Below are 13,439 nucleotides of genomic sequence, written 5' to 3' on the forward strand. Positions count from 1 at the left end.
GTGCAAATATAAAAACCTTTTCCTTCCTAACAACATCTTTTATTAACTATTTTGAAACTTTTTTTTAATACTCTGATATAACAACATTTACATAATCTGCGAAATTAGAGATAGCATAATACAGTATTATTATCTTTCTCTATATAATCATATAAAGACATCACAAAAAGAACTGTCAAGCCTCGTTAAAAGTCAGAGATACCAACGACTACCCTACCCTACTCCTATATTATAGTATTAATCTGTTAAATTATGTCTTATATATATTGTATGGATTTTATTATCGTATTATCTTTGCTCCTTTAATTAGAAAAAGATGATCAAGATTACGTTACCAGATGGTTCGATTAGAGACTACAATAGCGAAGTTACTGCTATGGATGTTGCAAAAGATATTAGTGAAGGTTTTGCCAGAAATGTAATTTCTGCAAAATTTAACGGAACTACTATCGAAACCTCCACAGAATTAACCACAGATGGTAACCTTGTTTTATTCACATGGAGAGATGATGAAGGTAAAACAGCATTTAGACATTCTACATCTCATGTCTTGGCTCAAGCTCTTGAAGATTTATACCCCGGGGTTAAACTATCTATTGGACCGGCTATAGATAATGGGTTCTATTACGATGTCGATCTAGGGGATCAAGTTATTTCTGAAAAAGATTTTAAAGCTATCGAAGACAAAATGCTTGAAATCGCAAGAGGAAAGCATGATTTCAAAATGAGATCTATTTCTAAAGCTGATGCTTTAACTAAATACAAGGAAGAGAACAATGAGTATAAGGTTGAATTAATTGAAAACCTAGAAGATGGTACAATAACATTTTGTGACCACGATACTTTTACTGATTTATGCCGAGGAGGACATATTCCCAACACAGGGCTTATTAAAGCTGTAAAAATTATGAGTGTTGCGGGAGCATATTGGCGTGGTGATGAGAATAATAAACAATTAACAAGAGTTTACGGAACCTCTTTTCCGAAACAAAAAGAATTAAAAGAATATTTAGAATTACTCGAAGAAGCTAAAAAACGCGATCACAGAAAACTAGGCAAAGAACTTGAACTTTTTACTTTTTCTCAAAAAGTAGGTCAAGGATTACCTCTTTGGCTTCCTAAAGGAGCTGCTTTACGTGATCGTTTGGAACAGTTTTTGAAAAAGGCGCAGAAGAAAGCTGGTTATGAAATGGTAGTAACACCTCATATTGGCCAAAAAGAATTATATGTAACTTCTGGTCATTATGCAAAATATGGAGAAGATAGTTTTCAACCTATTAACACTCCCGCTGAAGGTGAGGAATTCTTGCTAAAACCAATGAATTGCCCTCATCATTGTGAGATTTATAATAGTGGACCATGGTCGTACAGAGATTTACCTAAACGATATGCAGAATTTGGCACCGTATACAGATACGAACAAAGTGGAGAACTCCACGGACTTACTCGTGTAAGAGGGTTTACTCAGGATGATGCTCATATTTTTTGTACTCCCGATCAATTAGATCTAGAATTCAAAAAAGTAATTGATTTAGTCTTGTATGTTTTTAGTTCTTTAGGTTTTGAAAATTTTACAGCTCAGGTATCAGTAAGAGATTTAGAAAACCCTGATAAATATATTGGAGATGTAGAAAATTGGGAAAAAGCAGAAAATGCAATTATAAATGCAGCAAAAGATAAAGGGTTAAATTACATAATCGAAAGCGGAGAAGCTGCTTTTTACGGACCTAAGCTCGATTTTATGGTAAAAGATGCATTAGGTAGAAATTGGCAACTAGGAACTATACAAGTAGATTACAATCTACCTGAACGTTTTGACCTTACATATAAGGGTAGTGATAATGAACTACACAGACCAGTAATGATTCACAGAGCTCCTTTTGGTAGCATGGAACGATTTATTGCTATCTTGCTAGAACATACAGGAGGTAATTTCCCTCTATGGCTAATGCCAGAACAAGCTATTATACTCTCTATCAGTGAGAAATATGAAAAATACTCTGAAAAAGTTTTAAATTTGTTAGAAAATGACGAAATTCGCGCCCTTGCCGATCATAGAAATGAAACAATAGGTAAAAAGATTAGAGAGGCAGAAATGAATAAATTTCCTTATATTATCATTTTAGGGGAACAAGAAGAGAGAGACAACACCATATCTGTTCGCAAACATGGTGGTGAAGATTTAGGAGCTATATCAATTGAAGAGTTTTCTAAAATAATAAAAGAAGAAATTAACAGAACGCTAAAACCGTTTAATGGATAACGATAAATAATTAAGTTTAATTTAAAATTTTAAGTCATAGCAATAAGAAGAAGAAGGTCTCAAAAACCACTGAGAGTAATCAAAGAAGATGCACACAAAATCAATCATAAAATTCGTGTTGATGAAGTGCGCCTTGTAGGTGACAATGTAGAAGTTGGTGTTTACCCAACAAAAAAAGCGCTACAACTTGCTGAAGAGCAAGAACTTGATCTTGTAGAAATTTCGCCTAAAGCAGTGCCTCCCGTTTGTAAAATAATGGATTATAAAAAATTCCTTTACGAGCAGAAGAAAAGAGACAAAGCCTTAAAATCAAAGGCGACTAAGGTTGTTATTAAAGAAATTAGATTTGGTCCCAACACCGATGAGCATGATTATGAATTTAAGAAAAAACATGCTATTAAATTTTTATCAGAAGGAGCTAAATTAAAAGCTTATGTCTTTTTTAAAGGACGTTCTATCATATACAAAGATCAAGGTCAAATTCTACTGCTTAGATTAGCACAAGAGCTAGAAGAGTATGGTAAAGTAGAGCAAATGCCAAAACTCGAAGGTAAACGAATGATTATGTTTATCGCTCCAAAAAAATAAGAAATTCCTATTACAAGGAATAATTAAGATAATAAGTGAGATTATAAAAACAAGGATACAATGCCTAAAATGAAAACAAAATCCAGTGCAAAGAAGCGTTTTAAGCTTACCGGTACTGGTAAAATCAAAAGAAAGCACGCTTTTAAGAGTCATATTTTGACAAAAAAATCTAAAAAACGTAAGCTTGCTTTAACGCACTCAACATTAGTGCACAAAAGCGATGAAAATAGTATTAAAGAACAATTACGTTTAAAGTAATTCTTTTTTAATCAGGTTAGAATTAGTATAAACCCAGGAGTTAGGCCTACAAATTTTAGATTCATAATTTTCGAATTAAGATTTAAAATTTAAATGATCAAGTGTCGATTGTCGACCGCCTACTACTAAAAAATTTAAATTATGCCAAGATCAGTAAATTCTGTTGCAAAAAGAGCTAGAAGAAAAAAAGTTCTCAAGCAAGCAAAAGGTTATTTCGGACGTCGTAAAAACGTTTGGACAGTAGCAAAAAATGCGGTTGATAAAGCGATGCAATATTCGTATAGAGATCGTAGAGCAAAAAAGAGAACTTTCCGTGCATTATGGATTACTCGTATTAATGCGGGTGCCCGTTTACATGGTATGTCTTATTCTCAATTTATGGGAAAAGTAAAAGCTAATAATATCGAATTAAACCGTAAGGTTCTTGCCGATTTAGCGATGAACAACCCAGAAGCTTTTCAAGCAATTGTAGAAAAAGTAAAGTAATTCTTTTAGTAAAATAATACAATCTCACTTATAAAAAATCCTGCTTTTGAAGCAGGATTTTTTTTATACCTAATTTTTAAGACACGATGCACTTCATCGTAGAAAACAGTATTTAATCCATTAAAAGGAATGAGGATTGGTATTTTTTCATTACTTTTAAGAAAACTGAATAGGTATGAAAAAAAAACACTTTTTGCTTATATCAACTTTACTTTTAATTAGTCAGGGATTACTGGCACAAGATCATACTACACATTCTAATACTAGTAATTTAGGAGCAGAGCAAATTTTTGGCCTTTTAGAAATGCCTTTTCTTGCCATTGCACTTGTGTTTAGTTTTCTTACAGCGACAAAGTTAAAAGGAGGGAAATTTGGATCAGGAATGACACTACTCGCTTGGGGGTTTGTAGTTATGGCTCTTGGACATCTCCATATGCAGATAGCTCATATCTTTGGCTACAATATTTTCAAGAATATATTTGGAGATACTTTTGGCAACTACATTTGGTTTATCGCACTAATTCTTACATGGGGTTTATCGGCATTAGGCTTTTACAAAATATATAAAGCTAGCAAAATATGACCCTAGATGATCTTAAAATGGTTTAAAAGAATAACGACCGCCAAGAAAACCAGTCCCCAAAAAAGCCAAGAAGAGCAAGAAATTATTGATCTAATTGATTTTCTTTGGAAAGAGATTGACATATCTAAGAATACTTCTAATCTAAAAATAAAAGTAACAGCTTTTAGAGAATTTTCTTATGTAAAAAAAATTGAATTTTTACCAGAACTATACTTATTTCTAGAAGAGTATATTACAGAAAAAAATGCGGTACGCCGGCCTAGCAAACAATTTGTGCGTAATCAAATTATAGAAAGGTATAATTCTGTATTCAAACACACATCTTTCAAATTAATATTTGATCCATTAAAAGAACAAGAATTAATCTTATGTAAAGTTTTTCTCTCTAAAGTATTAGAGAAATCTTCAGAACTTATTGGTAGTTATAATGATGCTAAAATTATTCAGATCAAAAAATATCTGAATACCCCGTATGATTTTCGCACTATTGACCTGATCAAAGAGAGAAAAAATCTATTAGAATTTTCTAATCAGATTTTTCTTAAAATCAAAAACAGTTTAGGCATAAATGCAATTACCAATATCTATTTACTTATCTATAAAAAGCATTTTCAATCTTATCATTTATTAGACTCATTTACTGCAATACTAAATGTAATTCCTGAAGAAATTCTTGCTAAAGATCTTATCAATTTCCCTAGTAAACAACAAATGCATAAGATGCTGCAGAAACAGCTCTATAGCCTAGAGGAAATCAATGAAAGGCTTACCGAAGAAGTTATAGAAAGAAAAAAGGTAGAGGAAGAATTAAAATATAGTGAGCATTTAAACACAACTATTTTAGAAACAGCAATGGATGGTGTGGTTTTGGTAAATAGTAAGGGAGTTGTATTAAATTGGAACAAACAAGCAGAAAACATACTAGAGCTAAAAAGAGAAGAAACGATTGGTCACAATATCTACTCATTAGTCCCATATAAGCTTAGACAAGAGTTAAAAAGAAGTTTTAGCAATTATATACATACCGGAGACGATGAACTGATCAATAAAAGAGTAGAAACTTCGGTGAATAGAAAAAATGGTTCTATTGTATATATAGAACTTACAGTAATTGCTATTGAAACCAAAGATGATTATCTTTTCAACGGTTTTTTTAGAGATATAACAAATCGAAAAATTATTGATAATGAAATTAGAGAAGCAAAGGTTATAGCAGAGAAATCTGCTAAGGCAAAAACCGTTTTTTTATCTAATATGAGTCATGAAATCAGAACTCCTCTTAATGTTATTTTGGGGCTTACAGGTATTTTACAAAAAAGCAACTTTGCAACTTCTCAAATTGACAAAAAAAACTTGGATGGAATTCAATTTTCTGCCGAAAACCTTTTGATATTAATCAATGACATTCTTGATTTTTCTAAAATTGAAGCTGGAAAACTCACATTACATAATACAGATTTTAGTCTTAAGGAACTAATCACTAACATCTCACGTGGTTTTAAAATAAAAGCAGATGAAAAAGGTTTAAAATACACAACGCTTATTGACCCTTCAGTACCTAAATTTATTATTGGAGATCAGCTTAGGCTAAATCAAATTCTAATCAACCTAATAGGTAATGCAATAAAATTTACTCAAACCGGTGAGATAACAATACAGGTAAAAACAGAAGAATCAAACACAGAAGGAATCACTATTAATTTTTCTGTTAAGGACACAGGAGTTGGTATCCCTGAAGATAAACTTAAGAATATTTTCGAAAGTTTTTATCAAGTGCACAAACCAGGGAAAAATAAGATAGAAGGAACAGGACTTGGCCTCTCAATCTCTAAACAACTTATTGAATTACAAGGAGGAATACTTAAAGCTGAAAGCAAACCAGGAGTCGGGTCCACTTTTGATTTCTCTATCACATATGCAAAAAGTAATTTTAGATCTACAGAAATAAATAAGAAACATACTATTATGTCTGAAAATAACTATGACCTATCTGGAATGAGAGTACTGGTTGTTGAAGATAACAAAATGAATCAGTTCTTTATAAAACAATTATTCTCTAATTGGCATATAGATACTCATATAGCAGATAACGGAATGATTGCATTAGAAAAACTTAAGGATTTTACTTATGACCTAATACTCATGGATATGCATATGCCTGTAATGGATGGCCCTGAGGCTACAAAAATCATAAGAAGTTCTAATGATGATAAAATAAATAAAATACCTATAATAGCTTGTTCGGCAGATGTGTTTCCAGAATCAAAAAAGAAAGCAATAGAGTCAGGAATGAATTTTTACCTTACTAAACCATTAAGTGAGCAAGCTCTTGAAGAAGTGCTATTAAGTATCCAATCAAAAAACCCACAAAACGACACCATTATTTCTAGCAATATTGATAATACCGATAAGTCAGCATCTTTAGAAGTTAAAAAACTCTGTGACCTGTCTTTTCTGAAAAAAACTTTTGATAATGATACCGAAATCATTCAGGGAGTTTTACAAATGTTCATTGATGAAACCCCCAAAGACTATCAAAAACTAAAACAGGCCATTGAAGAAAGAAACTGGGACGTGACACGAGAAATTGCTCACAAACTTAAATCTAGTTTTAAAACTATTGGCTTGAAAAATGAAACAAATATTCTACAAAAAATAGAATATTCTTCAAAAGAAAAAATAGAATTTAGTCTACTCAAAGAATACTTTCTAACATTAAATCAATCCTACCATAAAATCATTGCAGAAATCAATCAGTACATACAAGATTTATCCTCTTAAATACATAAAAAAAGAAAACATTTTTTATTGGCTATTATTATCTTTGCGTTTATGCAAAACCAGATAAAAAGTTTTCAGAATGATAAAATAAAATTTCTTAATCAACTTAAAGAAAAATCGAGAGTTCGCAAAAGAGAAAAACGTTTTATTATTGAAGGTAAACGTGAAATTACATTAGCCATACAGGGAGGATATACGATCACTCAACTTTATTATTGTTCTTCTATTATTCCTCTTACAGAAATTTCGACACTAATTACTGCTTCTCAACATCAAATTGAACTGTTTGAAATTACTTCAGAAATATATCAGAAATTAGCTTATAGAACCACAACAGAAGGAGTCTTGGCTATGGCTATTTCAAAAGATATTGATATTAATAATTTTGCACTATCATCAAAAAACTCTTTGATCCTTGTAGCCGAATCTCCTGAAAAACCTGGCAATATCGGAGCATTACTACGTACTGCAGATGCTGCTCAATTAGATGCTGTTTTCATTGCAAATCCAAAAACAGATATATACAACCCAAACATTATACGATCTAGCGTTGGATGTATATTCACCAACAAAATAGCAACCGGATCTTCTAGTGACATTATAGACTTCTTAAAAAAGCACAAAATCAACATTTATGGAGCGGCATTACAAAAATCGATAGATTATCATACCCAGGATTACACTAACCCCTCTGCTATAGTAGTTGGTACAGAAGCTACAGGATTAAGTGACATTTTTTTAGAAAGCGCAACTCAAAATATTAAAATACCAATGAGTGGCGTAATAGACTCAATGAATGTTTCGGTCGCTGCCGGAATTCTTATTTTTGAAGCAAAGCGTCAACGAGGGTTCACAGTCTAAAAGATTAAAAATAGTACTGAAAATCAATTAAAAATCATTAACTTACCATTTCCTACATATCCCAAATCTTTAAACTACTAATTGCTCTAAACCAATGACCCCCAATTCCCTTTTTTATTTATTAATAGCTATTATTATTATTGTATTTCTAATAGATTCTTTATTAGACATCCTTAATTCTAGACATTATAATAATCAGATTCCCGAAGAACTTACAGACGTTTACCCCGAGGAAGAATATCAGAAATCTATAGCATACAAAGAAGCTAATTTCAAATTTAAATTAGTTTCTTCTACTATTTCATTGTGTATAATGCTTGCATTTTTCTTTTTAGATGGATTTGCCTTAGTTGATACTATATCAAGGAGTATTTCAGATAATTCAATTATAGTTGGTCTTCTTTTTTTTGGAATTATAATGATTGGTAGTGATATTCTCTCTACTCCTGCTACTTACTATAAAATTTTTGTCATTGAAGAAAAATTCGGCTTCAATAAAACCACTACAAAAACCTTTTTTATTGATAAAATAAAAAGCATCATAATGATGATGATTGTAGGGGGAGGACTTTTGGCATTGATTATATGGTTTTATCAAATTACAGGAAACTCTTTTTGGATTTATGCCTGGACATTAGTATCTATATTTACGTTGGCAATGAATATGTTTTACGCAAAACTTATTGTTCCGATTTTTAATAAACAAACTCCTTTAGAACCTGGAGAACTAAGAAATACAATTGAAGCTTATTCTAAGAAAGTTGGTTTTCAGTTAAAAGATATTTTTGTTATTGATGGCTCTAAAAGAAGTACTAAAGCAAATGCTTACTTCTCTGGTTTTGGAAGTGAAAAAAGAATCACTCTTTATGACACATTAGTCAATGACCTAGATAATGAAGAGATTGTAGCAGTACTAGCGCATGAAGTTGGGCATTATAAAAAAAGGCATGTGATCGTTAATTTGTTTTTATCTATTGCACTTACTGGTTTAACATTATGGTTTTTATCTCTTTTTATTACAAACCCACTCTTATCTGAAGCACTTGGAGTAGAAACTCCTTCGTTTCATATTGGGCTTATAGCTTTTGGGATTTTGTATAGTCCGATTTCTGAAATAACAGGGTTAATAATGAACATGGTTTCTAGAGCTTTCGAGTATCAGGCAGATAACTATGCGAAGGAAACTTATAATAATGAAGCCTTGATTAATAGTTTGAAAAAACTTTCAAAAAACAACCTTAGTAACTTAACCCCTCACCCTGCTATGGTATTTATTCATTACTCACATCCCACTCTTTTACAAAGAATTAAAAATCTTAGGAAATAAATCCCCTACTCAAGACTTGGTGGTTACATTTCTTAATTGTATTTTTAATTATTAATGACAAAAAAATATAGTTTAATCATTAATCTCAAGGCACAATTTTGTCGGTTAATATTACTAGGGGATATCACACACGATACTTAATAGGGCTTTCTTAAAAAACTTTATGTTATGACTGAAGCTGCTATAGATAAAGAAAATAAACAGATTGCTAAGCAATACAAAGAATTGCTTCGTATTAGTTATAGAGACCTTACTAAAGAGGATAAAATACTTATACGACAGGCGTTTGATATTGCTGTTGATGCACATAAAGATCAGCGTCGTAAAAGTGGTGAGGCTTATATTTTTCACCCTATAGCAGTAGCAAAAATTGTAGCTAGTGAAATTGGATTGGATGCTACATCAATTGCAGCTGCATTACTTCATGATGTTGTAGAAGATACAGAATATACCTTGGTCGATATTGAGCAAATGTTTGGCGAAACAGTAGCTCGTATTGTAGATGGTCTTACCAAAATCTCATCTCTTAAAAAGGACAGAGACATTTCCTTACAAGCAGAGAATTTCAGAAAAATGCTTCTTACACTTAATGATGATGTAAGGGTTATTATTATTAAAATTGCCGATCGTTTACATAATATGCAAACGATGGATGCTATGAGGCCAGATAAGCAGGTAAAGATTGCGTCTGAAACTTTATATATATACGCTCCTCTTGCTCATCGAATCGGCTTATACAATATCAAAACAGAATTAGAAGATCTGGGATTAAAATATACCGAACCCGAAGTATATAAGGATATTCTAGAAAAAATTAAAGAGAGTAAGGAGGAACAAGATGAGTATATCAAAAAATTCTCTGATCAAATTAGAGAAGGCCTTGATAAAGAAGGATTAAATTATGAAATAAAAGGAAGACCAAAGTCCATTTTTTCGATTCGTAGAAAAATGGTAAAACAAAACATCGCATTTGACGAAGTATATGACAAATTCGCAATACGAATAATATACAAGTCCGATAATATAGAGAATGAAAAGTTTATTGCCTGGAAAATATATACTGTGGTAACCGATTATTACAGGCCAAACCCTATTCGATTAAGAGATTGGATTTCTCAACCCAAGTCCACTGGTTATGAAGCTTTGCATATAACAGTTATTGGCCCAGACAGCAAATGGGTTGAAGTACAAATTCGTAGTGAGCGTATGCATGAAATTGCAGAAAAAGGATACGCTGCACATTATAAGTATAAGAATACCGAAGAAAAGCAGGATCAAGGATTAGATGGGTGGCTTAATCGATTACAGGAAGCATTAGAAAATTCTGAAACAAATGCCGTAGATTTTGTAGAAGAATTTAAACTAAATCTTTATGCAAAAGAAATATTTGTCTTTACTCCAGAAGGAGATTTAAAATCATTACCAAAAGGAGCAACTGCTCTCGATTTTGGTTTTAGTGTGCATACCGAGGTTGGATTAAGAACTAGAGGAGCACGAGTGAATGGTAAATTAGTACCACTAAGCCACGAACTTAAAAGTGGTGATCAGGTAGAAATAATTACCTCGACCAAATCAAAACCTTCTTCTAGCTGGCTGGATTATGCCACTACAGCAAGAGCGAGGGCCAAAATTAAATCTGCTTTACGAGACGAGAAAAAACAAATTGCCGAAGATGGCAAAGTCGTTTTGAAACGTAAACTTCGCTCTCAGAAAATAACAATGAGCGAAAAAGTGGTTAACGAACTTGTACTTTATTTTAAACTTAAAACAAGTTTGGATCTATTCTATAGAGTAGGCATAGGGACTATTGACAATCAAAAGATCAAAGAGTTTGCTACTACTCGAAGTAATGTCTTCATGAATTTTATCAAAAATAGAATTCGAAGAGGTAATATTAAAGACGTTAATAAGGAGGAAATTACATCTAAATACGATCTACTTGTTTTCGGAAAAGATTCAGAAAAATTAGAATACAAATTATCAAATTGTTGTAATCCAATTCCTGGAGATGATGTTTTTGGTTTTATAACGGTTAATGAAGGCATAAAAGTTCATAAAAATAATTGTCCAAATTCGTTACAGTTACAAAGTAACTATGCTTATCGCATTATTCCGGCAAAATGGATTGATTCTAGCCAGGAAGAATTCAAGGCTGTAATAAGGCTTAATGGTATTGATAATATTGGAGTAGTAAATGAGGTAACTCAAATTATTTCAAACAATATGAGTCTTGCCATATACAATATGAATTTTGACACTAATGATGGAGTTTTTACAGGTAAAATAACAGTTGGTGTTAAAAATAAAAACACCTTGAAAACAGTCATGAAAAACCTTTCAAAAATAAGTGGTATTGATAAAGTGGTAAGAGAATAAAAACCTCGTATTTTTATTCTAAAAAGAATAATGAATTAAGAATTATACTATTCTATAAAGATTCTTTTTTGTGATAAGGTCAGTTCAAATCAGCTAATTTTAAAAATCCTTAAATAATCGTTTTTAAATCAGAGTCTCACTAATAAAAAATAATGTAACTTTGCGTTTTTAAACGTATGAGTACTAAAGCAACTACACAAAACGACCAGATAATCGTTAAAAATGTTTTTACCAGTTTCTTAGAAGAAAATGGTCATAGAAAAACACCCGAAAGATACGCTATACTTCAAGAGATTTACGAAAGTGATGAGCATTTTGATATAGAATCATTATACATCAAAATGAAAAATAAAAACTATAGGGTAAGCCGTGCAACACTTTATAATACTATAGAGCTTTTATTAGAATGTAAACTAGTTAGAAAACATCAGTTCGGACAAAATCAAGCTCAATACGAAAAATCATATTTCGACAGGCAACATGATCATCTAATTTTAACTGATACCGGGGATGTATTAGAATTTTGTGATCCTAGAATTCAATCTATCAAAAAAACAATCGAAGAAATTTTTGATGTAGATATTACAAATCATTCTTTGTATTTCTACGGAACTAAAAAAAACCCAACTAATAAAGATAACTAATGGCGGTAAACTTATTACTTGGTCTTCAATGGGGAGACGAAGGGAAAGGAAAAATTGTAGACGTTCTTACAAAAGATTATAATATTATTGCACGATTTCAAGGTGGGCCCAATGCTGGTCACACTTTAGAATTTGATGGAATCAAACATGTGTTGCATACTATTCCTAGTGGAATTTTTCATGATAAGGCCATTAATTTGGTTGGAAATGGTGTCGTAATAGACCCTGTGATTTTTAAAAAAGAGTTAGATAACCTTAATAAATTTAATTTAGATTATAAATCCAAATTATTGATTTCTAGAAAAGCCCATCTAATTCTTCCTACTCATAGGATTCTGGATGCTGCTTCTGAAGCTTCTAAAGGAAAGGCAAAAATAGGCTCTACTTTAAAAGGGATTGGTCCTACATATATGGACAAAACTGGTAGAAATGGTATTAGAGTTGGAGATTTAGAATTAAATGACTGGAAAGAACGTTACCGTGCTTTAGCTAATAAGCATGAAGCAATGATTGATTTTTATGATTCTAAAATAGAATACGATCTTACAGAATTAGAGAATGAATTCTTTGAAGCAGTTAAAGTTTTAAAAACACTTACTTTTATTGATAGTGAAGAATACCTTCATCAGGCTCAAAAAGAGGGAAAAACAATTCTAGCTGAAGGAGCACAAGGATCTTTATTGGATATAGATTTTGGCACATATCCTTTTGTAACTTCATCAAATACTACCGCAGCAGGAGCATGTACAGGCCTAGGTATTGCACCAAATAAGATCAAAGATGTTTTTGGTATATTCAAAGCATACACTACTCGAGTTGGTAGTGGACCATTCCCTACAGAATTATTTGATCAAGATGGAGAGACAATGGCGCAAGTTGGTCATGAATTTGGAGCTACCACAGGTAGACCAAGAAGATGTGGATGGCTAGATCTTGTAGCTCTAAAATATGCCGTACATGTAAACGGAGTAACAAAATTAATGATGATGAAAGGCGATGTACTAAGTGGGTTTAACACCTTAAAAATATGTACCGCTTATAAATACCAAGGTAAAACAATTACTCATTTACCTTACAATATAGAACCTGAAAATGTAACACCGGTCTATACTGAAATGAAAGGTTGGTCAGAAGACCTTACTGGTATGACTGATCCTTCTCAGCTTCCAAAAGAGTTAAATGAATATATTTCGTTTTTAGAAAAAGAATTAGAAACACCAATTACGATTGTTTCTGTAGGACCAGATAGAACGCAAACCATACACAGGTAAA

The 13,439-nt window shown here is 31.9% G+C and carries 11 protein-coding genes; all 11 read left to right on the forward strand.

Annotation, left to right across the window (positions count from 1 at the left end):
* The first annotated feature begins 316 nt into the window (after positions 1-316).
* The 11 genes from thrS (at position 317) to DG435_RS09175 (ending at position 13,438) form a co-directional block, all read left to right on the forward strand.
* Complete coding sequence (gene thrS / locus DG435_RS09125; RefSeq protein WP_106794915.1) at positions 317-2,263, forward strand: threonine--tRNA ligase; 1,947 nt, start codon at positions 317-319, stop codon at positions 2,261-2,263.
* Positions 2,264-2,332: 69 nt separating this feature from the next.
* Positions 2,333-2,851, forward strand: coding sequence for a translation initiation factor IF-3 (gene infC / locus DG435_RS09130; protein ID WP_084050423.1), 519 nt, complete (start codon positions 2,333-2,335; stop codon positions 2,849-2,851).
* Between the two features lie 60 nt (positions 2,852-2,911).
* Positions 2,912-3,109 (forward strand): 50S ribosomal protein L35, encoded by a 198-nt coding sequence (gene rpmI / locus DG435_RS09135; RefSeq protein ID WP_027394180.1) that lies wholly within the window; start codon positions 2,912-2,914, stop codon positions 3,107-3,109.
* 141 nt (positions 3,110-3,250) lie between these two features.
* A complete protein-coding gene (gene rplT / locus DG435_RS09140) occupies positions 3,251-3,595 on the forward strand; it encodes a 50S ribosomal protein L20 (protein ID WP_101449784.1) in 345 nt (114 codons plus the stop codon).
* A gap of 175 nt (positions 3,596-3,770) precedes the next feature.
* Entirely contained in the window at positions 3,771-4,178 is a 408-nt protein-coding gene (locus DG435_RS09145) for a hypothetical protein (protein ID WP_106794917.1), read from the forward strand.
* A gap of 6 nt (positions 4,179-4,184) precedes the next feature.
* A complete protein-coding gene (locus tag DG435_RS09150) occupies positions 4,185-6,959 on the forward strand; it encodes an ATP-binding protein (protein WP_106794918.1) in 2,775 nt (924 codons plus the stop codon).
* A 51-nt stretch (positions 6,960-7,010) separates the two neighbouring features.
* Entirely contained in the window at positions 7,011-7,820 is an 810-nt protein-coding gene (locus DG435_RS09155) for an RNA methyltransferase (protein ID WP_106794919.1), read from the forward strand.
* A 94-nt stretch (positions 7,821-7,914) separates the two neighbouring features.
* Positions 7,915-9,147, forward strand: a complete 1,233-nt coding sequence (locus tag DG435_RS09160; RefSeq protein ID WP_106794920.1) for a M48 family metallopeptidase — start codon at positions 7,915-7,917, stop codon at positions 9,145-9,147.
* A gap of 168 nt (positions 9,148-9,315) precedes the next feature.
* Positions 9,316-11,523, forward strand: a complete 2,208-nt coding sequence (locus DG435_RS09165) for a bifunctional (p)ppGpp synthetase/guanosine-3',5'-bis(diphosphate) 3'-pyrophosphohydrolase (RefSeq protein WP_106794921.1) — start codon at positions 9,316-9,318, stop codon at positions 11,521-11,523.
* A 176-nt stretch (positions 11,524-11,699) separates the two neighbouring features.
* Positions 11,700-12,167: a Fur family transcriptional regulator gene (locus tag DG435_RS09170; protein WP_024771200.1), complete on the forward strand. Its 468-nt coding sequence runs from the start codon at positions 11,700-11,702 to the stop codon at positions 12,165-12,167.
* The gene (locus DG435_RS09175; RefSeq protein ID WP_106794922.1) at positions 12,167-13,438 is read left to right on the forward strand and encodes an adenylosuccinate synthase; all 1,272 of its coding nucleotides are present in this window, start codon (positions 12,167-12,169) and stop codon (positions 13,436-13,438) included. The genes DG435_RS09170 and DG435_RS09175 overlap by 1 nt, the downstream gene beginning before the upstream one ends.
* Position 13,439 lies beyond the last annotated feature (1 nt).

Source organism: Aquimarina sp. Aq78 (assembly GCF_900299525.1).
Taxonomy (GTDB): Bacteria; Bacteroidota; Bacteroidia; order Flavobacteriales; family Flavobacteriaceae; genus Aquimarina.